Source organism: Cyclobacterium xiamenense (genome assembly GCF_900109255.1).
GTDB classification, from domain to species: domain Bacteria; phylum Bacteroidota; class Bacteroidia; order Cytophagales; family Cyclobacteriaceae; genus Cyclobacterium; species Cyclobacterium xiamenense.
The window spans coordinates 47,142-73,474 of record NZ_FNZH01000009.1; the positions used below are offsets into that span (position 1 = coordinate 47,142).

At 49.1% G+C, this 26,333-nt stretch carries 21 protein-coding genes; 14 read left to right on the forward strand and 7 right to left on the reverse strand.

The window, feature by feature from the left end:
• The first annotated feature begins 11 nt into the window (after nucleotides 1-11).
• The 6 genes from thrC (at nucleotide 12) to BMW71_RS20020 (ending at nucleotide 6,694) form a co-directional block, all read left to right on the forward strand.
• Nucleotides 12-1,307: a threonine synthase gene (gene thrC, locus BMW71_RS19995; RefSeq protein WP_092178025.1), complete on the forward strand. Its 1,296-nt coding sequence runs from the start codon at nucleotides 12-14 to the stop codon at nucleotides 1,305-1,307.
• Nucleotides 1,308-1,519: 212 nt separating this feature from the next.
• The gene (locus tag BMW71_RS20000) at nucleotides 1,520-2,494 is read left to right on the forward strand and encodes a Kelch repeat-containing protein (protein ID WP_092178026.1); all 975 of its coding nucleotides are present in this window, start codon (nucleotides 1,520-1,522) and stop codon (nucleotides 2,492-2,494) included.
• A gap of 70 nt (nucleotides 2,495-2,564) precedes the next feature.
• Nucleotides 2,565-3,479 (forward strand): aminotransferase class IV, encoded by a 915-nt coding sequence (locus tag BMW71_RS20005; RefSeq protein ID WP_092178028.1) that lies wholly within the window; start codon nucleotides 2,565-2,567, stop codon nucleotides 3,477-3,479.
• The gene (locus BMW71_RS20010; RefSeq protein WP_092178030.1) at nucleotides 3,476-4,207 is read left to right on the forward strand and encodes a sulfotransferase-like domain-containing protein; all 732 of its coding nucleotides are present in this window, start codon (nucleotides 3,476-3,478) and stop codon (nucleotides 4,205-4,207) included. Before BMW71_RS20005 ends, BMW71_RS20010 begins: the two co-directional genes overlap by 4 nt.
• Nucleotides 4,208-4,524: 317 nt before the next feature.
• Nucleotides 4,525-5,571, forward strand: coding sequence for a hypothetical protein (locus tag BMW71_RS20015; RefSeq protein WP_092178032.1), 1,047 nt, complete (start codon nucleotides 4,525-4,527; stop codon nucleotides 5,569-5,571).
• A gap of 37 nt (nucleotides 5,572-5,608) precedes the next feature.
• Nucleotides 5,609-6,694, forward strand: a complete 1,086-nt coding sequence (locus BMW71_RS20020; protein WP_092178034.1) for a metallophosphoesterase — start codon at nucleotides 5,609-5,611, stop codon at nucleotides 6,692-6,694.
• Nucleotides 6,695-6,715: 21 nt separating this feature from the next.
• Here the strand turns inward: BMW71_RS20020 and BMW71_RS20025 are convergent, their stop codons facing one another.
• Entirely contained in the window at nucleotides 6,716-6,904 is a 189-nt protein-coding gene (locus tag BMW71_RS20025; protein WP_092178036.1) for a hypothetical protein, read from the reverse strand.
• 176 nt (nucleotides 6,905-7,080) lie between these two features.
• Here BMW71_RS20025 and BMW71_RS20030 point away from each other — a divergent pair, with 176 nt between their 5' ends.
• Genes BMW71_RS20030 through BMW71_RS20040 form a run of 3 tightly spaced genes read left to right on the forward strand, consistent with a single transcriptional unit; the run spans nucleotide 7,081 to nucleotide 8,926 of the window.
• Complete coding sequence (locus BMW71_RS20030; protein WP_143057712.1) at nucleotides 7,081-7,569, forward strand: hypothetical protein; 489 nt, start codon at nucleotides 7,081-7,083, stop codon at nucleotides 7,567-7,569.
• Nucleotides 7,566-8,315 carry a hypothetical protein gene (locus tag BMW71_RS20035; protein ID WP_092178040.1) on the forward strand — a complete coding sequence of 250 codons (750 nt, stop codon included), beginning with the start codon at nucleotides 7,566-7,568 and terminating at the stop codon, nucleotides 8,313-8,315. Before BMW71_RS20030 ends, BMW71_RS20035 begins: the two co-directional genes overlap by 4 nt.
• 50 nt (nucleotides 8,316-8,365) lie before the next feature.
• Nucleotides 8,366-8,926: a DUF1349 domain-containing protein gene (locus BMW71_RS20040; protein ID WP_092178043.1), complete on the forward strand. Its 561-nt coding sequence runs from the start codon at nucleotides 8,366-8,368 to the stop codon at nucleotides 8,924-8,926.
• 1 nt (nucleotide 8,927) lies between these two features.
• Here the strand turns inward: BMW71_RS20040 and BMW71_RS20045 are convergent, their stop codons facing one another.
• From BMW71_RS20045 to BMW71_RS20065, 5 genes are all read right to left on the reverse strand, one after another.
• Complete coding sequence (locus BMW71_RS20045) at nucleotides 8,928-10,292, reverse strand: flavin monoamine oxidase family protein (protein WP_092178045.1); 1,365 nt, start codon at nucleotides 10,290-10,292, stop codon at nucleotides 8,928-8,930.
• A gap of 305 nt (nucleotides 10,293-10,597) precedes the next feature.
• Complete coding sequence (locus BMW71_RS20050; RefSeq protein ID WP_092178047.1) at nucleotides 10,598-11,974, reverse strand: vanadium-dependent haloperoxidase; 1,377 nt, start codon at nucleotides 11,972-11,974, stop codon at nucleotides 10,598-10,600.
• Between the two features lie 116 nt (nucleotides 11,975-12,090).
• Nucleotides 12,091-12,990, reverse strand: a complete 900-nt coding sequence (locus BMW71_RS20055) for an ROK family protein (protein WP_092178204.1) — start codon at nucleotides 12,988-12,990, stop codon at nucleotides 12,091-12,093.
• Nucleotides 12,991-13,158: 168 nt separating this feature from the next.
• On the reverse strand, nucleotides 13,159-15,486 hold the full coding sequence (locus tag BMW71_RS20060; protein WP_092178049.1) for a PIG-L family deacetylase: 2,328 nt from the start codon (nucleotides 15,484-15,486) through the stop codon (nucleotides 13,159-13,161).
• A 15-nt stretch (nucleotides 15,487-15,501) separates the two neighbouring features.
• Complete coding sequence (locus tag BMW71_RS20065) at nucleotides 15,502-16,746, reverse strand: ROK family protein (protein ID WP_092178051.1); 1,245 nt, start codon at nucleotides 16,744-16,746, stop codon at nucleotides 15,502-15,504.
• Between the two features lie 308 nt (nucleotides 16,747-17,054).
• On the opposite strand from BMW71_RS20065, the gene BMW71_RS20070 reads away from it, so the two are divergent.
• The 3 genes from BMW71_RS20070 to BMW71_RS20080 are packed head-to-tail and all read left to right on the forward strand — an operon-like array spanning nucleotide 17,055 to nucleotide 19,291.
• On the forward strand, nucleotides 17,055-18,002 hold the full coding sequence (locus tag BMW71_RS20070) for an isoaspartyl peptidase/L-asparaginase family protein (protein ID WP_394333703.1): 948 nt from the start codon (nucleotides 17,055-17,057) through the stop codon (nucleotides 18,000-18,002).
• 6 nt (nucleotides 18,003-18,008) lie between these two features.
• Nucleotides 18,009-18,773, forward strand: coding sequence for a copper homeostasis protein CutC (locus BMW71_RS20075; protein ID WP_092178055.1), 765 nt, complete (start codon nucleotides 18,009-18,011; stop codon nucleotides 18,771-18,773).
• Between the two features lie 59 nt (nucleotides 18,774-18,832).
• Nucleotides 18,833-19,291 (forward strand): CBS domain-containing protein, encoded by a 459-nt coding sequence (locus tag BMW71_RS20080; protein ID WP_092178057.1) that lies wholly within the window; start codon nucleotides 18,833-18,835, stop codon nucleotides 19,289-19,291.
• A gap of 25 nt (nucleotides 19,292-19,316) precedes the next feature.
• Here BMW71_RS20080 and BMW71_RS20085 read toward each other — a convergent pair whose 3' ends face one another.
• On the reverse strand, nucleotides 19,317-20,093 hold the full coding sequence (locus BMW71_RS20085; RefSeq protein WP_092178059.1) for a YdcF family protein: 777 nt from the start codon (nucleotides 20,091-20,093) through the stop codon (nucleotides 19,317-19,319).
• A gap of 160 nt (nucleotides 20,094-20,253) precedes the next feature.
• On the opposite strand from BMW71_RS20085, the gene BMW71_RS20090 reads away from it, so the two are divergent.
• Together BMW71_RS20090 and BMW71_RS20095 are read left to right on the forward strand one after the other, a co-directional pair.
• Nucleotides 20,254-23,457: a UvrD-helicase domain-containing protein gene (locus BMW71_RS20090; RefSeq protein WP_092178061.1), complete on the forward strand. Its 3,204-nt coding sequence runs from the start codon at nucleotides 20,254-20,256 to the stop codon at nucleotides 23,455-23,457.
• Complete coding sequence (locus tag BMW71_RS20095; RefSeq protein ID WP_092178063.1) at nucleotides 23,458-26,331, forward strand: PD-(D/E)XK nuclease family protein; 2,874 nt, start codon at nucleotides 23,458-23,460, stop codon at nucleotides 26,329-26,331.
• The last annotated feature ends 2 nt before the right edge of the window (nucleotides 26,332-26,333 follow it).

The following is a 26,333-nucleotide window of genomic DNA, read 5'->3' on the forward strand; positions in this document are numbered from 1 at the left end:
GAAACCTTGCAATGAACTATTTCAGTACCAATAATCCCAACCACAAAGTTGCCTTAAAAGAGGCTGTAATCAAGGGTTTGGCTCCGGATCAGGGGCTATACATGCCCGAAACGATACCGGTCCTGCCTGCAGAATTTTTCACCCGTTTGTCGTCACTGTCGTTCCGGGAGATGGGCTATGAAATCGTCGGCGCACTCTTTTCTGAGGATTTAACCCCCGGCCAAATCCACGAACTGGTGGACCATACGCTGATATTTGATGCGCCGTTGGTTCAGGTAGAGGATGGACTATTTAGCCTGGAGTTGTTTCATGGCCCCACCCTTGCATTCAAAGACTTTGGCGCACGCTTCTGCTCCAAACTCATGAGCATGCTTCAGGATAAGCGCGAATTGAAAGTATTGGTGGCTACCTCCGGGGATACCGGAAGCGCCGTTGCCAACGGGTTTTACGGTGTGGATGGCGTGGAAGTGATCATTCTCTACCCCTCGGGAAAGGTAAGCGACCTGCAGGAAAAGCAATTTACCACATTGGGTGGCAACGTGCGGGCCCTGGAAGTAGCGGGTGTATTCGACGATTGCCAGCAAATGGTAAAGAAAGCCTTTTTGGACCCCGATTTAAATAGCCGTATGTTGCTGACCTCGGCCAACTCGATCAACATAGCCCGGTGGATTCCGCAGTGCCTGTATTATTTTTACGCCTGGTCCCGCTTGCCACTATCCGACAAGAAGGCGGTATTTGCCGTGCCTAGCGGAAACTTTGGAAACCTTGCCGCCGGTATTCTTGCCGAGCGGATGGGCTTACCAATCGCCGGCTTCGTGGCGGCTACCAATATCAATAAAGTGGTTCCAGATTACCTCAATGGGGCTCCCTTTGCCGCAAAACCTTCCCTGCAAACCATTAGCAATAGCATGGATGTAGGAAATCCGAGTAATTTTTACCGCCTACTCGCCTTGTTTGACAACGATGAATCCTTGCTCAAGGAAATGGTGAAAGGGTATTTTTATACCAACGAGCAGACCCGGGAAGCCATGCGAGCGGTGAAACGCGATACTGGCTATATCATGGATCCGCACGGGGCGATTGCCTACCTGGGTCTGAAGGATTTCATGCAAACCGAGCCTGGTGAGTATCAGGGGGTCTTTTTGGAAACGGCGCACCCCGGCAAATTCCGAAACGTCGTGGAAGAAACACTTGATCTTGAGTTGCCCTTGCCAGAGCGCCTGCAGGCCTTTTTAATGCGGGAGAAGAAAGCCGAGAAAATGGCCAACGATTACCAGGCGTTTAAAAATTATTTGCTAAGAAGCTAGTCCGATTGGGACAAGTGATTTCGGTGGTCATACGCGTACTTTGGGGAAACCAAATGAAGTAGTACGGTTGGGACTATCCGGAGTCGAAAGCAAGCCGAATAGCGATCGATCTCGGCAGGAATACCTGCCAATTTTGATTGTTTCCTTCCCGAAAACCAGCTAATTTCGTAATTTCACCAATGAATCGTATTCCTAACTGAACCCGAACCGCTATGAATTGGATTACTGCTATTGCCTTGCCTGCATTTCTCCTCCTGTCGTTGCACCCTGCAGCTGCCCAGAACTGGCAGACATTGACCCCCCAAAACACCTGCACGGAGCGGCACGAATGCGCCGGAGCCGCCGTAGGCGGTAAGTTCTACCTGATGGGAGGACGCGGAGAAAAACCGGTGGAGGTGTACGACCCCGCCAGTGGAAATTGGGAAATGAAGGGTGCGGCGCCCTTCGAAATGCACCATTTTCAAGCGGTCGCATATCGGGATAAAATATACGTCATGGGGGCGTTTACTGGGGGCTATCCGCACGAAACGCCCGTACCGCACGTATACATTTACGATCCGGCTGCCGATACCTGGACCAAAAGCCATGAAATTCCCGAGGCCCGCAGAAGAGGAGCAGCGGGAGTAGTAGTGCATCAGGATAAGTTTTACTTGTTGGGAGGGGCCCAGGATGGACATTGGGCAGACAATAGGGATTACCTGGACGAATACGATCCGAAAACCGGCGAGTGGAAGTCCTTGCCCTCCATGCCCCGGGTTCGGGATCACTTTCAGGCCGTGGTGCTAAATGACCGGCTTTATGCGGTGGGTGGACGCAGGTCTTTTGCGAAAGAAGGCCACGGTTTTGAGCTAACATTCGAGGAGGTAGATGTGTACGATTTTGATTCCCAAAAATGGACCACACTTGCAGAGCATCCCCTGCCAACCGAGCGGGCGGGTAGTTCCACCATTGGTTATAAGGATGGGTTTTTGGTGATAGGGGGAGAAAGCGACTCCCAGGTAGCGGCACACGATGAAGTGGAGTATTTTCACCCGGAAAAAGGATGGACCTTACTGAACCGACTCGAGCGCGGCAGGCACGGATTTCCGGTGGCAGCCATCGATGGAGATCTCTACCTGGCTGCAGGGTGCGGTAACCGGGGAGGAAATCCCGAATTGAATAGCCTGGAAGTACTTCCGGCGGATTAGTTTTTTCGCAGTTGGTAAGGCTGCAGAATATTGGTAAACATACTCCAAACAACGAAACACAACGAAGGCAATGGTCAAGGGTACCCATCAGGCGAAAGAAGATCCCAGAAACAAAGACGTGCAAATTTTTATAAACGGAACCTTTTATGCCCGGGAGGAGGCCCGTATTTCGGTATTCGACAGTGGCTACCTGGTCGGCGACGGGGTGTGGGAAGCGTTCCGCGTACATAAGGGCAAGCTGGTATTTATCGACGATCACCTGAATCGCCTCTGGCAGTCGGCGAAAGTAATAGGAATTGCCCTACCGTTCTCCAAAGAAACCCTGATAGCACACGTTCAGGAAACGTTGGCCATCAACGGGATGTGGGATCACATTCACGTACGGGTCATGATCACCCGGGGCATCAAAAAAACACCCTCTCAGGATCCGCGACTGACCATTTCCGGACCAAATCTGGTAATCATTGCCGAACACAAGGAAGCCGCCGGCGAAAGTAAGCAGGAGGGGATTCGTCTGTTTACCAGTACCTACCGCCGTGGATCACCGGATTACCTGGATCCGCGGTTAAACTGCCACAGCAAGCTCCACGAAGTACAGGCCCTGATTCAGGCCATCGAAGCCGGAGCCGATGAGGCCCTGATGCTGGATACGCAGGGTTTTGTAGCAACCTGCAACGCTACGAACTTTTTTATGGTCAAAGATGGGGAGGTATGGACTTCTACCGGGCAGTATTGCATGAACGGAATCACTCGGGGGAAGGTGTTGGCCATTTGTGAGAAGAAGGGCCTACCCTGCTACCAGAAGAATTTTTCCCTGTTTGACGTCTACGGTGCCGACGAGGCATTTGTCACGGGTACCTTTGGTGGGCTTACGCCAGTTGTGAAAATAGATGGGAAGCCCATTGGTGAATCGGGTGCCGGCCCGCTTACCCGGCAGTTGAGTAATTGGTACGAAGAATGGATCGAACAGGAAATACAAGCATGAGTACTTCCCCTGCCGTCAAGCGGCTTTTTCTATGGTCGGGACCCAGAAATATTTCTACGGCCTTGATGTACAGTTTTTCGCAGCGAGCGGATGCCGCCGTGGAAGACGAACCCCTGTATGCACACTACCTCAGTCGTTCCCTCGCCAGCCCCTACCATCCAGGGGCAGCTACCATTCTGGAAAAAATGGAGAACGATGGGCAAAAAGTAGTGCAGCACATGCTTTCCAAAAGTGGGAAACCCCTGCTTTTTTTTAAAAATATGACGCACCACCTGATCGATCTGGACTGGTCGTTTATGGGGCAGGGCATGAACATCCTTCTTACCCGGGAGCCCAAAGCGATGCTCCTGTCCTTTTCCAAGATCATTGAAAAACCGGTCATGGAAGACATAGGCTATGCCATGCAATGGCGGCTATTGCAATACCTGAAAACGAATGAATTCCCTTTTGTGGTATTGGAGGCAAAAAAGTTTCTGCAGGACCCGGAAGGTCAGCTGCGAAAATTATGCAAAACTTGCGGCATTGACTTTGATCCCAACATGATGCATTGGAAGGCCGGACCGATTCCCGAAGACGGCGTTTGGGCAAACTATTGGTACGCAAGTGTGCACAAGTCCACCGGGTTTCAGCCCTACACGGAAAAAAGCGAACCATTTCCGGACCATTTACGCGGCCTTCTCTCCGAATGCGAACCCATTTACCGGAAATTGCAGGTTTTTTCCCTGTGAGGGAAGCTGGCTTCGTCACTTCTTTTTCAGAAAAGCGAAATCCTCTACGGAATAAAACCCCATTCAAGGCCTCAAACAAGGAAAACGAGAAGAAGGCTGTTCGTCAGTCGATGAAACCAGCTGTGGAATTTGTCAGGAATCTGAGAATTATTTAATAATGCTTCCGTTGCCGACTTGCTTTGTCGTCTTTTAAAACATAATTTTGACCTTTAATCCTTCCGCCCGGAAACGCGGAAATACGTTACCTGATCATCCGGGCTTGCTCATCGGAAATGTACACAAACCAAGTACATCCTCAAATTTGAAAATACGCACCCATGGAAAACGACCAGCCTGTTGAAGTTAATGTGATGCCCAAAGGATTGATTTACCTACCGGATTCCAGGAAAGGATCAAATCTGGTAAGTGACTGGGAGCTCGAAGCTCTGTATTACTCTCCGGAAGACAATCCGGACGAAAACCTCAATTACAAATTTTTGCTTCCAGCCCTGGAAAAAGTCAAAGGATTGGATTACGATTTTGTGGTGGGCTTTGATCATTCCCTCGATCGAACCATCATCGGATATCCCAATCCGGAAGGGAAATTTTTGGTGTTCAATGCCCATCAGCAGGCGGCATTGTTGGCGCAGGCGTTTTTATTCGAAGAGGAGTACCCCGATTTTGACCGGGATAAAACCAAATTGGTGATCAAAGGGATTGTTTTGTCTCAGCAAATTGATAAAATCGTCACGAAAAATAACGGTGCCTACAAGGAGTCCCACGCCGGATTCGAAGACCTACGCGAACGGGTGTTGGATACAGCGGAGGATTTTGCCGAGTTTCTGGCATTTGACGAGCGCAACCACGTGCTGATGGACCTGGAGAAAGAAAAGAATGTGGAAAAGCAACTGGGGCTCATTTATTCCCTGGTAAAGAAAATAAAGCAGCAAGAAAAAAGCTTGTTCGACTTTCATGTAGACCTGCAAATTCGCTACAAATTATACGGAGAAAAGACGTTTAATATCAGCTCGGAAGGGGAGAACAAGAAGATTTTCGACCGCTTTCGCAGCAAGCCGCCTTCCGATGCCATGCACGAGGAATTGGTCAGTATTTCCGATTACAAAAAACAACTTTTTTTCAACAAGCTTACCGGAAGAAAAAGTGAACCAGAACTTCGGCAGGTGGACATTGTCCAATTGGAGTACAGCAGCGGCCTTAAAATCACGGTGGAACTGAGCCAGGGAGGTGAAAAATTGTTTTTGCATTTGAGTGACTTTACGGACTGTTACAACAAGGAGTCCTTCGCTACCTCGCGAAAAAACATCCACGATCGCTTATTGAAAATTGTTGTATCTTTGGGCAAAATGGTCATCAATGTGAACTGATCGGCTTTTTCTACATCAATCCAACAAGATATTCATCATGAACAGGGCTGCCTTTCGCTTGCTTTTCGTACTATTACTCGCCTTTAGTGGTGGGAATGCACTTGCGCAGACGCACGAAAAACCGTTTCAATCCCCATCACTGGAAGACGAAGACGCCTGGACATTGGTGCTTTTTCCCGATACACAATCCTATGTGAAATTTCAGCGTAACCAACCCATTTTGGACCTAATGGTTCATTGGGTGTTGGATCAGATCGAGCCCCTGCAGGTCGAGCTGGTGTTGCATGTGGGCGATCTGGTGGAACACAATGCCCTGCAAATTCCGGACGGCATCATCGCCGACCAAACGGGAAGGGAACAATGGGAGGCCGTTTCCCGGTCTATGGGGAAATTTGATCAGCAGGTACCCTTTATTGCCACGACTGGTAATCATGATTTTGGAATAAAAAACGTCGAAAACAGGGTCAGCTATTACGATCGGTATTTCCCGATTGAAAAAAACCGCTTTACGCGAGGGATGCTTCGGGATCATGGATTGGATGCGCAGGGAATGCCCACCTTACTCAATGCGAGTTACGAGTTTGAATCGCCCGACGGAGACAAATTTCTGATCCTGGTTATTGAGTTTGCACCAAGGGATGCGAGCCTGGAATGGGCCAGAGAATTGATAAGCCGGGAAGCGTATGCCGACCACCGGGTAATTTTATTGAATCACAGCTACCTGGACCGAAACAGTGAGTTCATCGAAACGGAGGCTTACCCGATCAGCGATCGAAACTACGGGAAAGCGGTCTGGGAGAAATTGGTAAAACCGTCTAAGAATATCGAATTGGTATTCTCCGGTCATATCGGAGACCCAGACAACCCCGAGGGGCATGTGGGCTTCCGGACCGATACCAATGCCGCAGGTAGAAAAGTTCATCAAATGACCTTCAATGCCCAGGCCCTCGGTGGGGGATGGCACGGCAACGGTGGGGACGGTTGGTTGCGGCTACTTGAGTTCAACGGTCTGGAAGTGACGGTCAAAACCTTTTCTCCGCTGTTTGCCATTTCTCCCGCTACCCGGCATTTGGCCTGGGGTACCGGAGCGTATGAGACGTTTACCTTTCGTTTGGACCCCTGATCGTAAAAACGGATTCTCCATTCACTTCTTTTTTTCTTTTTTTGGTTGCTTGCGCTTCTCCTCTTTCTGCTCTGGATATTCGTTTCTCCGGGGAGGACGGGGCCCTTCTCCCTCAGTATCCGGAGTTTCCCTATTGGATCCTTTATCGACCCCATCTCCCGAGAAATGCGGAAGGAAGGGTGTCACAATTGCTTGGTTGATACGCATCATTTTCAGGCTTTTTAGTTGTACCGGCGACTAGTGCCAAAATCATGCCAGCGGCGAATGTAGCAAATGGATCGATTCTTGCGTCCTACCTAGTAAAGGAGACCGTGGAAAGGCTTTGTGTGAAGCTAAAAGGCACTTTTCCCGCCTCCGACTGACGAAAGTCGATGTGAGGTGCAAAAATGGAACCTCAGGTAACACTCGGATACTATTCGGACAGGATGACGGCAGCAAAGAAAACATACATTCCCTTCCTTTGGATTTTACTCGCGGGTGCCGGTACGCTTGCCTGTGTGGAATCTCATCAGGCGGCCCCTGTACCGCGCGTTTCCCTTGCGGCTTCCACCTGGCGATTGCAGCCCTACCAACCGGAAAGCCCGGCCGGCGAGCTATTGAAAAGGCCCAGCTACGCACTGGAGTTTCTCAACGATTCCACGTTTTTGTTTCGTCTCGATGGCGCACTGGTCCATGGACGGTATGCTTACGATCTGGAGCGCAATAGCATGCAGTTTCGGGAACTCGCCTGGGTAAAAAACGGATGTTGTGCGAGCGATTATTCGCATGCATTGGTGGAAGCCTTGCAGGCTGTTTCTAAGGGGTTCCTGGAAAAAAGTCACTTGCGATTGCGCGGAGAAAAAACAGAAATGCGATTTAAACCGATGTATCTATGAAACCAAGAAAACAAAAAATCAATCGAAAATCAATGGTACGTCCACTAGCGGCCTGTCTGATACTGCTGGCAGTATTCAGCTGCGTGGGAGAGGATCCCGATCCAGGGGTGGAAGCACGCGTGATAGCCGATAATTTTGAAGTCGGCATGCAAGGATGGGAGGGGGGATTTGCAGATTTGCCGGTGGATGGTTTGGACAGTTACGAACTGGACGTTGCGCTCGATAAGCTGCCCGAAGAGACCGGGAAAACCGATCCGGCCATTCGGATTCAGGGACATAATCGGAGCGATGATTTGTTTATGTTTTTAAAGAAGGAGATTTCCGGATTGGACCCGGGAGCCAGCTACCGGGCGGTATTTGAGCTGCGACTGGCCTCCAGCTATCCGGAAAATTCGATTGGGATTGGCGGAAGTCCTGGCGGATCGGTGTTTTTGAAAGCCGGAGCCGTAAACCAGGAACCCATGGCGGAGCCGGTGGAGGAAGCGAGCACTACCTACTATCGAATGAATATCAATAAGGGAAATCAATCCCAGGATGGGGAGGACATGTATGGGTTGGGTACCATTGGTATCGCCGGAGATGCGTTCGTTTACGAAATCATTCAGCGCGACAATCGTAATCGTCCTCAGGAGGTGTTGGCTGATTCTGAAGGCAAGCTCTGGTTAATTGTGGGTACTGATTCGGGGTTTGAAGGGAAAACCGTTTTGTACTTCCAGGAAATCAAGGTAACTTTAACCAAGCAGTGACCTGATCGATTTTAAGCGGGGGCGCTCAGTTACGTTAACGTCACATACACATGGCTGAAAATTATTGGGAGGGATTTCGATGGATGAACGAACCAGGGAGTTGGTCGTTCGAACAAAATTCGCTTCGATTGCTAACCGACGGGGAGACCGATTTCTGGCGCGTTACCGAGCATGATTTTATTCAGGACAACGGTCATTTCTTTTTCCGGGAGGTACCGGGAACCTTCGATGTATTGCTGCGATTTTCCGGTACCTACCGGGATCTGTACGACCAGGCAGGCCTGATGTTGCGTGTGAACGAAACCAACTGGATAAAGGCTGGAATCGAATGGGTAGATGGGCTACCAAAGGCAAGTGTGGTGGTGACCCGGGATTTTTCTGACTGGTCCATCCGGGATTTACCGGAAACGCCAGCTAACTTTTGGATCAGGGCCCGGCGGGGCAGGGATCACGTAGAGCTATCGTACAGCACCGATGCCCTCCGTTTTGAAATGTTGCGCGTGGCGTATTTTCCTCCGGCAACATTCCTGCAGGTAGGTCCAATGGCTGCCTCTCCAAAAGGGAGGGGTTTTGAAGTTAGCTTTGACCCTCCGTCATTTCCCGGGTGGTAACTCAGGAAAGCATCTGTTCCACTACTTCCTCTCCGGAATTTATGGCACCTTCCATAAAGCCCTGCCAGTCGGCCAGGTGTTCGCCAGCAAAATGCACCAATTGGAACGGTTTTTTTAACACCGGCATCACATTAAACCATTGGCCGATTCCGTATTGGGCATAGGCGCCGTAGGAGTACTCGTCTTTGCCCCAGTAATAACTGGTTTCTCCGGATACCAGAGAACGAAGATCACCAAAAGCGGGACGCAGGGTATCGAGAATCAATTGGAGGCGGGCGGCTTTTGGCTGCGCGTGCAAGACCTCTGCTTTGTCGCCCACGGCATAGGCTACCAATACCCCTTTATTACCGGGTTGGTCCTTCGTACCGTGATAGAAGTAATGACCTACCCCATCGGTGACGCAATCGAAGTCTTCCCTGCCCCAGAAGCGCTCCGAAAAAACGATTGGGAATTTTCCAATCCGAGCGTATTGAAGTGCATGCAAGGCATCCGACATGGCGATGGGCAAGCCGGGATGCCAGTCAATTTTTAGCACCATGTAGGTAGGAGCGGTACAAATGAGTTGGTCTGCTTGATACACTTCTCCATTGGTACAGCGCACGGTCACTCCTTCTTTGGACTGCTCCACCCGGGTGACTTTTCGGCCCAGTTGCAGGGATGCTTCTCCGAGGGCCTCGGCCATTTTTTTCGCCAGCAGGTCGTTTCCCCCGCGTATTTTGAAGTCCATTTCATTTTTTTCGCTGCTTTCGGCATATTCAGCCATGGCACCAAAGCTAGAAACCTTACGGATCGACTCCCCAAAATCGGTGCTATCCAGGAGTTCGCGAATGTCAATATCGCGGTCCGTAAATCCCTTTCTGGATAAAAATCGCCACCAGTCCATCCGGTCTAATTTTTGTTTTTCCTTCGCGCGGAGTTTTTCCCAGTACTTCGTTTTTTGATCCCAAAACGCCTCCATCTCCGGGGAGAGTTGCCAGGTGCCCGCTTTGCTGTGATTTCCGCGGTAAATCAAGTCGGTTTCAAAACGGTTATCAAACAGCGTCAGATCAAATTCCTTGCACAACTCAATCACCCGTTCGTGAGACGCACCTACCCATTCTGCTCCCAATTCGATGGTTTGGGATTCTCCTTTTATCGGTTGGTGGGAAAACACGCGTCCACCCACCCGGTTTCTGGCTTCCAAAACGGTCGTTTTTACGCCGGCCTTTTTGAGTTTGTAAGCAGCGGCAAGCCCGGAAAATCCGGCGCCAATAATCAATACGTGTTTGGGTTTCTTAGCCGGCAAAAAGGTGGGGTATCCTTTTGCGGGAAGGGTAAGCGCACCACCCAATAGGGCAGTCGCCTGCAGGAAATCTCGTCTTTTCATGTGTTTATAATTGTCTCTAAGTTGCACATGGAATCTCGCATGGTTTATAATCGTCCCGGTGTGTGACGGGTACGTCATGCCTGCCTGTCCGGTAGGCAGGCTCGATTTTATCTGTTTATTAATTTGATTTTCATACGTCAGATGGAATCTCGCTACGATAATCACCTCACTGTGTGAGGTTCTCGTCGTGCATGTCTATCCGGTAGGTAGGCTCGATTTCATGAAGCAAAATGGATTTTTCATGAATATAGAAAAAAATCAAATTTCTCTTACAAAAGACGAAAAAATATGTTTGAAAATTTTCACTATTCGTTGGATAGCAACATTTCTTTGGGGGAATTGACTTTTTTCAGAATATATTGGGCAATTGCATCGCCTTGCTTTGTACCTTCCTCGATGGCATCCCGAAAGTGTATCCCCCCGTAGAGTCTGGAAATCGCCGCTTCGTCTGATGCCTGAAGGAAGGAGTCAAAGGCGCGTTCAGGTAGTCCAAAAAACACTTCGGAAGTATCGATGAATTCGAACCCCTCGCCAAAAAAATCCGTAAGAATGATCGCGCTTGTTCGGGAAATAACGCTGTGCCCGCTGGTGTATTCAGGAAAAGGAGGTGTCTGCAGCTGTGGTCGCCAGGTGTCGTCAATGTGTTCGTTAATGGCCGTAAGGGGCCGAATCCGATCACTGCGGTACTTCTCATCCCAGCAACTAATAAATGCATCGTGCAGGCTCATGGCAACGAGGGAGTGAATGTAGATACTTTGTTTTACGTTCAATCCGGCATCCTTACAGGCGATTCCCGTAATGCCGATCCAATGGCCGCCGGGGGTTATTTTTTTTAGGCCAATTGCCATGTGGCCACTGTAGGTTACATTGAAAGGGTTGCAGTCCCAGAAGTTCGCAATCAATTGCTGTTCTTCGTCCAAGTCCCCGGTGACCCGATAAATCTCATGCAATTGTTCGTAAAAACTGCTTCCGGGGTCCAAGGAAAAAGGGGCAGGAGGAGGTGGAGCAAAGTCACTGGCTTTATCCAGGAAGAAAGGGCGAATAGTCCGCCACTCCGGATCGATGGCAGCCATGTAGGCCGGCGGGGTAGGGTACCACTTTCCTTCCTCTCCGGAAGGACTGTAGCGCTTCAGGGTGCTGAGAAAACGGTAGCCATCTTCGGCGGCGTAGTCAATTACCCACTGGGCCAGCTGCTCCCCATAGACGACTAATTCGGCCATGTCCCTTTTTTTGAGGTATCGGTTGCTTAGGTATTGTTTTTGTAGTTTTTCCTGGGCTTCCTGCAATTTTTTCCCAGAAGGCATAAGCCGCTTGCCCACTTCCAACATGGCATATTGGGCAGAAAAAGAAGTATTGCTTGGCTCCTTTTCCGAAGGAAGCGTTGGCAGGGAATTAGGAAAGGGGCCTTTTAATTGACTAAGCAATGGATCGGCGGCGAAATCCTGCCCTTGTTGGAAAGCCAAATGCGCCGCCAATAAACTATAGCTGTAGAAACGTGCCGCACCTGGAGGGCTGGCCACGTCGTTGACCATCACTTCGGTGATCGAAAACAGGTGATCAATCATCCAGTCCAGTTCTTGTTTTTCCCGCTCCGAATCGGGTGGGTTGGTGCCCACTGCATACAATGGGTGCAGGTATCCCACAAAGAAAAACAGAAAAGCGGTATACAGGAGTTTTGTCATGCCAGTCGCTATACAATACCCCCAAATTTATTGAAATATCGGGGAATACCCAACTTCACGAACCTATCTATACACGAGGATTGGGTGTACGAAGCCAGCCCGAAACCCGGAACGTATCAGGCGATAAAGGTGCTGCTGCTTACCGGGGCTTCTCCTTTTATCAGAAATTCATTTTCTTTCACCAATGAAATGGCGCCCAAAATAGCCGAATCGTCCAATTCGGAAACGTAAATTTTAAGATTTTCAGAGATGGGTTTGTAGGGAAATTGATCGATAACATCCTGAATTCCTTTTTCAAAAAAGGGATATGCCTTTCGGATGGACCCTCCGATCACGATTGCTTCGGGTGCATAAGCCAAAAGCAATCGATAAATCAGTTGTCCCAGGTGATTTCCATACGCCTTAAAAATATCCAGGGCTTCCTGCGCGCCGTTTTCGGCACTTATTGCCAGTTTTTTGGCACTTTGCTTAAACTCCCTTTTAAAAAATTTGCTACTACAATAGTCTTCAAATGTATGTTCCAGGTAGGGGACGCCTCCCCATTCTCCGGCGCCGCAAAGCCTTCCGGTGTACAGATGGCCATTTGCAACGATTCCCGTACCGATGCCGGTGCCCAGCGTGATGCCGATCACGTGCCGGTGATCACGCGCCGGGCCAAATTTGTATTCGCCGAGAGCAAAACAGTTGGCATCGTTGTTGATCACCACCGGTACATTGAATTTTTTTTCCAAATAGGCCTTTAGGTTAACTTTTTGAAAAGACGGGATGTTGGCCAGGTTGTACACGATTCCTTCGATCGGATCTACCAATCCCGGGATCCCAATGCCAATGGATTTGAAACCGAATGGGGTATAATGCTCAATTTGGGTAGATATAGCATCCAGTATTTCTTCCTGTGGCAAACTGGCCGGTGTGCGGGTTTCTTTTCTTTCCGATAGTTTTCCATCCCGGATCATTCCGGAGCTAATCTTGGTACCCCCGATATCCAATCCAAGAACCATGTTATTTGCTTTCATTGTACGAATGGTTTTCGGGTTTTTCCCGATTTTAATTGTTAGAGAAGCCCGGAGTTCCCGGTATTCTTCCCCTACGGATTCCCCCGGATCATCCGCGGGAACCACAAAGGGGAAAAATGACCGCAGGTGTTACACCTACCTGCGGAGTAAGCCGTGTTGGGGGAAGGATCAAAGCATTCCCTCGGTGGATTTTTCCAATTCACGGGCTTCCACCAGAAATTCTTCTACGCCCATTTCCCTGAAAAAGATCAGTCCATGGCTGGACCTTACTTTTGCGGTATGGTGCTGGTAGAAATAATTTTTACCCAATAGCAGTTGCACATCGCTTAATTGATTGACCCAGGTTCTGCGGGCCAAAGTACTGAATTTGCCATTGTGGGCATAGCTTGGGAAGGATGCGTTTACCTGGCTCAGGTAACAATTGGAAAAGGAATCTTCCATGACCGACATGTCTCCCAGGGAAACGGGTACGATCACGTTTGATTCTGCCGCGTCAAATTTAAACCAAACATTTCGGTATCCAATAATCTTGAAACCACTTAAATCCTCTTCCAGACTCCATTGCCGAACGGCCTCCGCCGTGGCTTGCAATACCTTGTAATGGGTATCTGGTCCACTTCCTTCTGGATCCAGGGTGAGGCTGAGTTTGGTGGGCTTGATTTCCCGAAGCATGTTCAGTATGGGTTCCACATCCCGTTTTTTATCCGGCTGTTCGGTAAAGATATCCCCGGTATAAAATCCAAGACGTAGGTGATGGACATTTTTGACCTGAACACCAAAATGAGCCCAGACCAGTTCCTCTTCAAACTCCCGTATCATGCCTTTGAGCGTTTGGATATTTTTTGGGTTTTTCTCCCCATCGTAGGAATTTTTCAGCACCGTGATGATTTCATTGATTTGTTCCCGTAGCTGCATGGTAGTCTTGATACCAAACGTAAACACAATGGCGCGCACTACCCGGTGGCACAAACCCCTCAAGCGCTCCTCCGCATTTTCGGAAGCCACGTTGGTCAGGTAGTGGTAGACATCCTTATCCATTTTCAGCTTGTATCCGGACTCGTAGAAGTCGTCGAATTTCACCATCTGTATGCGGCCTTCGTCCAGAAATTTCTTGGTGCTTTTCAGGGTGTCGATAACAAAGGAATTGGTCACCGCCGTAAATCCCGACGTAAGCACGGCGAAATGCGCCTGATTGGTGTTTTCGTGCAGTTGTTTGGTGATTTGCGGCAGAATACCGAGGGAGATATCGTCGTGGTGCGGACCGGTATGTAGGAAGACCTCGTTTTTTTCTTCCTCCATTCCTTTGTCGATTTTCCCGCTAATGCGCTCGATGACCTCTTTGACGGTGTTTTCGTTCAAGTCTGGTATTTGACTGGTGTATTTGTCGTTTTTTAAATCCTCCAGGGTAATGCGGTGTCCGTATTTTTGAATTTTTTTGCACAGATCCAGAACGGCCCGTTCCGTTTTGGTATCGGTCCACTTTCCGGTAAAATAGTACTGATCGGTGCTGTCCGTAAGCTTGGAAGCAGCCCCTTTCGTTATGTAAAACCGTCCATTCTTTAGTTTTTGAAGCACCGTGGCGGGGTACACGTTTGTCATGGAGCGTTCCAGCGATTCCTTTACAATGGGAGCTTTGGCTTCCCCTGCCGCAATGATGATTGCTACGGCCTCGGGGTTGTGCACTATCGTGTCCAAACCGATGGTGATTACGAGACGATTGGCAGAGATTTCGATTCCTCCCAGGTCGCCTGCGGCTACCGCCTGTGTCTCAAAATTCGTTTCCGTAAGCCGGGTGGTCGAAAAAATGTCCGAGCCTCTGGTGTTAAAAGCGATGTGCCCGTCGGGACCAATGCCTCCCACAAAAAAACCGATACCTCCTTTTTCCCGGATTCGGGCTTCGTAGTCTCCGCACCATTGGTCGATAAGGTAGATGGATTCCTGCTGCAATTTCTCTAGAGGCGTGGTGTACGCCCTAACCCGGAGAGACAAGTCTACCTTGGAATCCGGAAATACCTCGCGGTAAGATTTCCCTTCTGCCAATGGTATTTCGTCGGAATTGATCAACAGGGCTTTTTTCGGGTCCAGGCCAAATCCTTCGATGTAAAACTTATTTACATAGTGGTAAAAACTATTTTTTTGCTGGGAAGAAATAGGGTAAAATTCGTCTATTTGTACGAATTGCAAATCCTTTAATACCGGTTTCTTGCAGTCTTTTAGTCCGTATTTTTCTCGAATTTCCAACCCTTTTTTCTTGTCCCAATTGTCCAGCAAAAACTGGGTCCATTTGATGAAATACTCGGGAGTTTTGCCGGTAGGTAGGCTGATAACACCTTCTGGGTTGGTTGAAACCCATTCTAAAAACCGGCAAGCAGTAAGTAATCCCAATTTTGGAAAATTATCGACGGTCAGGTAGGGGATTCTGGTCGTGATGGTTTCTATTTCAGAATCCTTAAAAAACGCCTGTTCAGTTTTGGAAAGTGGGTAATTTGCTAACATATGCTTTTTTCTTTTTTAGTGCGATTGGATGGTGTCCTCAAAGATGTGTTCGTTGACAATGGCAATGGCGCCGCGTAAGCCCACCTCTTTGCCTAGTTTAGATAACTCGATGGACGTCTTCTCCCGAAGTTTTGCCATGCTGTATATATTCAAAGCCTGCTGGATGGGTGTGGTAATGTACTGATTGGCCTCCGCAATAGCCCCTCCTAAAATTATCAGTTCTGGATTTAACAACTGTATGAGAATAGCGATACCCCGGCCCAGGTCCAATCCTACATCGGACAGAATGCTAATGGCGCGCTGGTCTCCGGCCATGGCTGCCTCTACCACAATGGCGGGTTCCAGGTTCTCTTCTTTTCCTTCCGATAGACGTGCCAGAATGGAATCTTTGTCCAGAGCGATGGCTTCTTTGGCAAGGCGGACCACGGCACCTCCGGAAGCGACGGATTCCAGGCAACCCCGCTTGCCGCAACTACAACTGATCTCCTTTGCGTCAAAAAGCGGCGAATGGCTAAACTCACCGGCAAAGCCAGAATAGCCCCGGTAGAGTTTTTCGTCGATAATGATTCCAAGACCGATGCCCCAGTCTACAAATATCCCCAGGACGTTTTTATGGGTGTTTTTGTTGCCAAACTTAAATTCGGCAAGGGTTTTTGCCCGGGCGTCGTTTTCGATGAAGACTTTGCGTTCAAACTTGGCTTCCAGTTGTGCCGTTAATGATTTCTTTCCCGATTTGAGGTAGGTGTGGTTGACACCGGCTACGCTGTCTACCAGACCGGGCATACTAATGCCTACCGCTATGACTTTTTCATCCGGTATTCCCGAAGATTGAATGACGTCCCGGGCAAACTCGTGAATCCTATCCAAGGTATCCGGCTCGTTGTTCAAAGGCAGCTTTACGGTTTTTACTTTGGTAACTTTTTCATTTTTGGTGTTGTAAACCGCCGCTTTGGCGCCGTACCGGCTGAGGTCCATTCCTAAAATAAAAAACGAATCCGGAGCCAAACCGTATAAATCCGGTTTTCGCCCTCCTTGCGATTGCCCCCGACCCTCTTTTACAACGATATTTTCCTCCAACAGGTCGGTAAGTAACAGGTTGACTGTGGGCAAACTGATCCCTACTAGCTGGCAAATATTGCTGGCAGTATTGTTGCCCAAGGTGTACAGTTCCTTAACGATTTTTAGCTTATTGATGTAGTTTTTTATTTCTACGACTCCTTCTTTTTTCTCCAGTACTATTTTTGGGTCTATCAGATTCATTGAAATGATTTTAATGCAAATTAATAAAAAATTTTACCAAACAACCACAACTTCATGTAAAAAATTATTTAACCTTCAATCGGGAGTTTTGTCGGGTTCAGATTTATGTATTTTAGTAATCCATGCAAACTTACCTATTAGGCATGGATGAATCAGCTAAAGTAAAGTTAAGTTATTTATAAAAATATATAAAGCCAAGCTATTTTTTGAAAATATTTTATCATGTTTGTTCTGAACTGTAACCTATAGACGAATCAACTCTGTGAACAATCATGAAAGGCAGAAGAAAATTTATCAAACATTCGGTAATGTCAACCCTTGCAACGGTTCCATTGGCGGGAATTGCCAGAAACCTGTCGGGGAAAACAGCGGAAACTATTGCATATAAGCCCCACATTTTATCCACCTGGAATCACGGCATGCCGGCAAATGACAAAGCCTGGGAGGTGTTGGAGACTGGTGGATCCATCCTGGATGCGGTAGAGCAAGGTGTGATGGTCACCGAAAACGATCTGAGTAATTTATCGGTGGGCTTACAAGGCCTACCGGATAGGGAGGGGATTGTCACGCTGGATGCTTCTATCATGAAAGGAGACGGGTCCTGTGGCGCCGTGGCGTTTGTCAGGCAAGTCAAACATCCCATTTCCCTGGCAAGAAAAGTGATGGAGAATACGCCGCACGTATTACTCGCGGGAGAGGGAGCCCGGCAGTTTGCGATCGCAGAAGGGATGCCCCTGGAAGAGGAAGTGCTCAGCCCCAATGCGGAAAAGGCCTATGAACGGTGGAAAGAAAACGCAAAATACCAACCCATTATCAATATTGAAAACCACGATACCATTGGGATGATTGGCCTCGACGAAACGGGATCCCTTGCCGGCTCTTGCACCACCAGTGGTCTGGCCTACAAAATGCACGGAAGGGTTGGCGACAGTCCGATTATCGGTGCCGGCCTTTTCGTGGACGACCAAGTCGGCGCCGCCACTGCGACCGGTTTGGGAGAAGAAGTCATCCGAATCTGTGGGGCGTTTTTGATCGTGGAACTGATGCGACAGGGAAGAACCCCTCAGGAAGCCTGTGAAGAGGCCGTCAGACGAGCGGTTGCAAAAAGTAAAAACCTGGATTCCACACAGATTGGCTTTCTTGCGTTGAACAAAGAGGGGAGTTTTGGAGGCTATGCCATCCGTCCCGGATTTAATTTTGCCCAACACCATGCGAACGGCAGGTCGCTGATCGATGCAGGGAGTTGGTTTAACTAGAAATTGATGGACAAACGAATCGTTTTCGAAGCGCCTGTGTACACCCTGGAAGCAGCCATTCTGGCGGCATCCAACGGTGTGGATCGGCTGGAATTGTGTGCGGATTTTGGAGAAGGGGGGACCAGTCCGAGTGCCGGTTTGCTGAAGGTCGTCAAAGCGCATGTAGCAGTTCCCGTATTTGTCATGATTCGGCCTCGGGGCGGAGATTTCGTTTATTCCCGGTACGAGCTACAGGCCATGCGGGAGGACATCCGGATCCTGGGGCGATTGGGCGCCGATGGCTTTGTATTGGGTGTGTTGCACCCTTCCGGAGCGGTAAACGAAACGGCCTGTGCCGCCCTGATTGATGCGGCCGAAGGCAAGCCCTGCACCTTTCATCGTGCCTTTGACCTAATTCCAGATAAGCTGACCGCTCTGGATCGCATCATTTCCCTGGGTTTTAAACGGATCCTCACTTCGGGCGGAAGCAACACCGTCTCGGAAGGTTTATCGGTTTTAGCGGAGGTATTGACTCACGCTGGAGAACGAATCACTGTCATGCCGGGAGGAGGCCTGGCTACGAAAAACCTTGCTCCCCTGGCCCGCACCGGTCAGCTTCGGGAGGTGCACCGCTCCTGCAAGATGCTGCGGCCGTCGGATAGCGTGCCACCGGATCCCCTGGTCAGGCTGTCTCTTTTGGATGAAATGGAAAGAAAAATTCTAACCGTTGACCCCGCACTCGTCCGTTCGTTTCGGGAAGCATTGGACGACCTTACGAGGGATTTATCCTGAAAAATTTGTGAATACCCGTTTGTAGTGGTATATTATGTATTCAATAAACCCTATAACGTATGGTAAAGAGTTTTCAGGGGGTGCGGGAAGCCCCTATCAAACCGAGTAATCAGCCCATATTGGTAAGCGACTACATGTCAACCAATTTGGTCACATTTCGTCCCGAAGATTCCATCGATTTTGTGATCCGTATGCTGACGAGAAAGCGAATTTCAGGCGCTCCTGTGGTAGACGAGACAGGTAAGCTGGTTGGGATGATTTCAGAAGGGGATTGCCTGAAAGAAATCATCAAGGGGCAATACACGAATACCCCGAAGTTTCCGGCAGCAGTGGCCGAACACATGACGAAGGACGTGCGAACCTTGCCTCCAGACATTTCCATATTCGATGCAGCAGATCGGTTCCTGACGCTCAAAATTCGCCGGTTTCCGGTGGTCAAAGATGGGAACCTCATCGGGCAAATCAGTGTCAGCGATATCGTACGGGCCATACCCAAGTTGAAGGCTTCCACCTGGTAAGACGAAGCAGCGGGGTGGTGACCTTTCAGATGTACCCGGCCATTTGGTAAGCCAACAGTCCCACCCATTCTTTCACCAGAACATGCCAGATCGAAATGGAGTGAATACTTGGCTCTATCAAGGATTTGCTGGTCAGATTTGGTGACGAACTGTAGTAATCGGTAGGAAATGTATCCGGACAAAGGCCTGTTTTCACAAAACAGGCCTTTGCTCGTTTCATGTGAAAGGCAGAGGTAATTAGCAAGATTTTGGTAGAAGGGAAGTCCTCATATCCGTTTTCTTGCAGGGTACGGTGGCTGAAAAGGGCATTTTCCCGGGTGTTTTTGGCTTCGGTTTCCAAAATCAGATCGGATTTTTTGACCCCCGCCCAAATCATGAATTCCGCCAGAGATGCTGCCTCTGATTTGGGGTGAATGGGAGAAAATCCAAGTCCTCCGCTGATCAAAATTTTCTTCAGTTTCCCCATTTTGTATAGCTGGATCGTATGTGTCACACGGTCCGCCCCCTTGTTGAAAAATGTCCTATCCTTCGGCAGTTTGTCGATAAGCGTTACGCCCGTCAGCACGATGCCCACATCGTATTCGGGAAGCCCTTCAAATTGCCTGGGCTCGGGTTCCCAGGCATGCATCAGCCGGTTGGAAACGTAGCTATTGGAGAAAAACAGCAAGAGTGCGGTTCCGCCCATAATCAGTTGCTTTCCCCAGTCTCTGCGAATAAATACAAGGCCTGACACTAGCATCCCCAGGCAGATAGAGAATGGCATGATTAGAAAACTGGCCACTTGAGAAATAAAAAAAAACATACCAGCAGGGAGTTATTGGTGATTCACATGTCTTAGGGGACACTAATTAATAAAAATATCCTAAAATAAGCTGCCACCGGTTGTTTTTCTTTTTAACTTCAACGCTTGGTCTGGCTGCCCCTGCGTGTGGCCTGTTGGTGCAACTACTTCCGGCTTTTTTATGGCAATTCCTACTCCCTTTCAGCTCTACAAATCATCGGCAGGTTCTGGAAAGACCTACACGCTGACGACAGCTTACCTCAAGTTGGCACTCGCAAATCCCCTGGCATTCCGGCAAATACTTGCGGTGACCTTTACCAACAAAGCCACGCAGGAAATGAAAGAACGGATCCTGGAAGAACTGCTTCGGCTACGGGGGAAGGTGGACGAAACCCAGCAAATGGATCAGGACCTCATGGCAAAATGGGCATTGGCACCGGCTGAATTGTCCGCCCGGGCTGCTGCAACGCTGACGGCAATCCTGCACGATTACGCTGCTTTCTCAGTAAGCACCATTGACAGTTTTTTTCAGCAAGTAATTCGGGCTTTCGCCCGCGAGATCGATTTGCAGGCAAAATACGACGTGGAGTTGGACCTGGACCGCGTCATGGAAAGAATCGTGGACCGACTCATGACACGCGTGGTAGACGAGCCGGATTTGCACCGCTGGTTGGTGGCATTTTCCCTTCACAAAATACAGGAAGGGAAAACCTGGGATACAAAAAAGGCAATCTTTGACCTTGGAAAGAAGATTTTTCAGGAAGATTTTAAGCGTGCACAGCCGGAGATCAAAACGTTTCTGGAGGGCCCCGAAAACCTGAAAAAGTTTGGCGAATACCTGCATCGCCAAAAACGATTGGTCGTATCGGAGGCAGTGGAATTGAAAGCCGAAGCACAGCGAATACGCGAACGTCACGGTTTGGAATGGACGGATTTTAGGGGGGGGCAGCGGTCGTTTGCCCATCAGCTAGAAAAACTGGGCATTCCCTCCAATCCGGTACCGGAGCTCTCCGACTCCCAAAAAGATAATATTCCCGACCCCGATACCTGGTATACGAAGACCAGTACGAAGAAAGCCGCGATTATCGCGGCAAACCGGGAGGGGCTTGCGGCAATTTTTGCCCGATTTGAGCCCCTGAGAGGTAAATGGAATACCCTGGATGCTATGAGTAAAAACCTCTACGTCTTCGGTCTGTTTGGCTATTTATTGGAAGAGCTGAATGCTTTAAAGGAGGAGGAAAATATTCTACTAATATCAGAAGCAAGCGATTTTCTCCGTTCTATCACGGCAGAAAACGATGCCCCGTTTATTTACGAGAAAGTAGGGAACCGTTTTCGGCATTTTTTACTGGATGAGTTTCAGGACACCTCCGGATTTCAATGGGAAAGCTTCCGGCCGCTGCTTCTCAATTCCCTTTCCATGGGAAATACCAACCTCATCGTAGGAGACGTAAAGCAGTCGATCTACCGCTGGCGGGGAGGGGAGATGCGTCTGCTGATGGAGCAGGTGGAACGCGATACCGGGCATTTTGGATTGGAAATTAACCAATTGGACACCAATTTTCGTAGTTTGCCGCAGGTGGTTGCATTTAACAACAGCCTGTTTTCGGGGCTTTCCGGACTGCTCGAGGCAGCGTTGTCGGAAGACCTCGGAGAGGACATGGGTATTTTGATCGCCAAGGCCTACGCGGAAATTCACCAAAAGGTGTCGCCCCGGCAACTAGCCAAGGGTAAGTCTGGAAAAGTGAAGCTCGAATTTTTAGTGCCGGAAAACGATCGGAATTTTGCGGACACCGCCCTGGAAGCCCTACCGGGAATGATCGACGAGTTATTGGCGAAGGGGTACCAGTTGAAAGACATTGCCTTACTGGTGCGAAAAAACGGGCAGGCAGCGCAAATCGCGGATATCTTGATGGCTCATGGCCACCAACATCCGGATAAAAAATACGATGTCATTTCGGATGAGGCCTTGTTTTTGAATAAATCCGCTGTGGTTAGGTGTTTGCTGGCGGCTTTAAAACTTGTCAGTGATCCAAGCGAGGACCTGGCCAAAACCAACCTTTGGGTGCAATGGGCGCGTGCCAAACAGCAGGCATTGTCTCCGGACTTCTTCCTAACGGGTGCCTTGCCTGCACCATTTGCCGGTCATGAAACAGCGTTTTATGCGAAAATGGAGGGATTTAAACGGCTTCCCTTATTGGATTTGCTGGAGGCATTGATTGACTTGCTGGGTTTTAACGAAGCGCTGGAAGAACGGGCCTACTTGTCGGGTTTAAAAGAATCCGTTTATGATTTTGTCGCCAAAAACAGGGCCGATTTGGGTAATTTTTTAGAATGGTGGGCGCTTCATGGACACAAACGCACGGTAAAGTTGCCGGATACACACAATGCCATCCGGATTCTCACCATCCACAAATCAAAAGGCCTCCAGTTTAAAGTCGTCGTGTTGCCTTTTTTGGACTGGAAGCTTTTCGATACGGTAAAGGACTCCATTGTGTGGACGCAGTATCTGTGGGAGCAGGGGATGCCGCCGGTAGTCATGCCATTGACCATTCGGAAGGGTTTACTCAATTCTGAATTTGCAGGAGTGTACCGACTGGAATCCTTGTTGAGTCATTTGGATAACCTAAACATGCTTTACGTGGCATTTACGCGGGCAGAGGAGGTGATATGGGGACTGGCTCCCCAGAAAAACCAGCCATCCAGCAATCTCACAACGGTAGCGGACTTGCTATTGCAGGCGATGGCCCTTCGGGGAGGAGGAGAGGCAGTGGATTTTCCAGATTATTTCGACGACGAAAAAATGACCTTTGAACTGGGTAAATGGCCCGATGCAGGAGGTACATCCGGTTTGGTAGCACCACCGCAGGAGAAGATGGCCTGGAACTACCGTCCCTGGGAAGACAGCCTGCAGGTCCGGCAGGTTGTGGGTAGTTTTGATGAGTCGGGGGTTTTCAGCCGGCGTAATTTTGGTCAGCTGGTGCATGCATTGATCGAAAAATCGAAAACCAAACCGGATTTTTTCCTGGAATTGGATGCGTTGTATTTTGATGGATCGGTGGATGCAGCCGAACGGGAGACGTTACAGGCACAGTTCAACCACCTCTGTCAAGTTCCCGAATTTAATGGTTGGTTTGATGAAAATTACCAAATTTTGACGGAGCAGGGAATTTTGCTTCCAGGTGGTGGCAGCAAACGGCCCGATCGCTTGGTATTTAAGAAGGACCTTGTGGAAGTTGTGGATTTCAAAACGGGAAAGGAAGTAGACCGCTACAGGGATCAGGTGCAGGGGTACATGGACTTAATCCGGAGACTTGAACCCGGCAATACGGTCATTGGATATATCTGTTACTTAGAGTCCGGCTCCATAATCAAATTAACATAGATGAATAGTTTTTTAAAAGAGACAGCCGCCCGTTTGTTAGACAGCAAAGGCGATTTGAAAGGGGTACAAGTAATTTTACCAAACCGCAGAGCAGGCCTGTTCTTTACCCGGTACCTTAGCCAATTGGTCGATACACCCGTATGGATGCCGGAAATAATCACCATTGAATCCTTGTTTTACCAGTGGGCAGGAAAAAAGCCGGCGGACAAGTTGACCTTGATTTACGAATTGTACCAGCAGTTTCGCAGCTTGACCCAGCGGGAGGAGAGTTTTGACCGGTTCTATTTTTGGGGAGAAATGATCCTAAAGGATTTCAATGACCTGGACCAGTTTTTAGTTGATCCACAAAAACTATTTACCAACCTGAAGGAACAAAAAATACTCGAGAGTGACTGGAGTTTTCTGAGTCCCGAGCAAGTGAAATTGATACAGGAATTTTGGGCCTCATTTGAGGGTAGGGACCGGCATCATCAGGAGAAATTTTTACGATTCTGGGACATGCTCCATCCCTTGTATACCCGATTTAACGCTTCGATCGAACGTCAGGGCCTGGCTTATAGCGGAAAAATCTACCGGGAGGTGGCGTCGGGTCTGGAAAGTATTCAGAAACCTGCCGAGCAGCTGGTATTTGTAGGATTCAATGCATTTACAGCGGCGGAAGAAACACTCATTAAGCATGCAGTGAAGTATTTTGGGGCCGAGATTTTTTGGGACGTAGACGCGTACTACCTGGACCAACCTGAACAGGAGGTGGGTCTTTTTTTTCGGCAATACCTAAAAGATCCGGTTTTTGGTCCCACGTTTCCCAATCCCATTCCCCGGCACATTCAACAACAAAATGCTAGCATCCAGACCTACACCGTTCCGCTGAAGATTAACCAAGCCAACCTGGTGGCCGGGCTATTGGAGACGCTTGAGGGGGAAGAGCGTTGGGAAGAAACGGTGGTGATCTTGCCGGAGGAGCAGCTATTATTCCCGCTATTGAACGTGCTTCCAGATCAAATAAATCGCGTAAATGTTACAATGGGCTATCCGGTCAAGCAAACGCCGGTGTATACCTTCCTGGAAGCGGCGCTGGAGCTTCAGCGGTACGCCAAAATGGAGGAGGGCGTGTTGGTCTTTTATCACAAGCCGGTAAAAGAACTCCTCAATAACGTTTACCTCCGGGGGGTGGCGCCTGATTTTACCAAACACCTGCTCGAAGAACTGGTACGGACAAATTCCATTTATTACCCGGCCGAAGCACTCCGAAAGGGAGGAGGTATCTTTGCGCACATTTTTCAGCAGCTTCGCCCGGATACGATCCTGGAGGTGGTCATGGACTGGATTCGTGAATTGGCTGTTTCTATGGACGAAAACAGCATGGAGCGCACCTATCTGTTTCAGTGCTATAAACAGATGAATCGACTCCGGGAGCTATTTGAAAACGAGGTCAAAGAGGAGGTAAGTGTTGGTTTTTTTATCAAACTTTTCCGCCAGGTATTTGCGGAAACCCGGCTGCCGTTTGAGGGCGAACCCCTGGAAGGTCTTCAAGTGATGGGCGTGCTGGAAACGCGGAACCTTGACTTTAAGCGGGTTATCATTTGTTCGATGAATGAGGGGAGTTTTCCGCCTTCCAGGTCCATGGATACCCTAATCCCGTATAATCTAAGGCGCGCGTTTCAGATGCCGGTGCAGGAACAAAACGATGCGATCTATGCCTACACGTTTTACCGGCTGCTACACCGGGCGGAGGAGGTACATCTGATTTATTCCACCGCAGCTGCCCAGGGACAGGTGGGCGAAAAAAGCCGGTACATTCAGCAACTGCAGATCGAAATGGATCAAGCGGGTGTACAAAAAAAGGACCGCCTGGTGCACGTACCGGTCAGTTTAACAAAAGCAAGCCCCATCACCATTGAGAAAGATCCCCACATTTTGAAGGTTCTGGAACGGTACACCGATCGCAGCGAAAGCGATAAGGTAGGAACGGCCTTTTCCCCTTCGGCGCTCAATCGATACCTGGATTGTAGGCTTAAGTTTTACCTTACCTACATTGCTGGGCTGGATGAACCAGAGGAGGTACAGGAAGCGGTAGATCCTGCAGTTTTTGGAAACCTGGTTCATCAGTCGCTGGAAAACCTGTATACCGGGTTTATCGGCAGGAAAGACCGAAGCCGGGTGGAAGCATCCGATATCGACTCGTTAACAAAATACATCGGGCCTGCTGTGGAGAAAGCCATCCGATCGCAGTATTTTGTGGAAGAAGGGGCGGCTATGAAACTGAACGGTCAATTGACCATTGCTCGGGATGTGCTGCAAAAATACCTCGCGGGAGTTCTGGAACAGGACCGCATTACGGCCCCTTTTACCATTATTTCGCTGGAAGGGAATAAAAAATACCAGGCAAAATTGCTGGTCGACACCCCTTCGGGTAGCGTTTGGGTCAATTTGGGAGGAATCATTGACCGGGTGGACCGCGTAGGGTCAACCATCCGCCTGATCGACTACAAGTCTGGGGCCGATAAAAAGGAGTTTTCCGGTATTTCAAGCCTTTTTGACAGGGAGGACACCTCCCGAAACAAAGCGGTGATGCAAACCTTGTTTTATGGATTGCTTTACGAATCCAGGCATCCGGAGAATGAGTTGCCGCTGAAGCCGGCACTGTTTAACCTGCGGGAAATTTTTAAGGAGGATTTTTCTCCGTATTTGCTGGAAAAAGTACCACGTAGCCAAAAAAGAGAAGTCACCAATTATGCGGATTACCGGGAGGAATTTATTGCCGGACTCACGGAATTGCTCGCGGAGATTTTTGATCCCGGTCAGCCCTTTGATCAGACCGGGGACCTGACAAAATGTACCTATTGCCCGTTTTCAGAAATATGTTCCAGATAGGC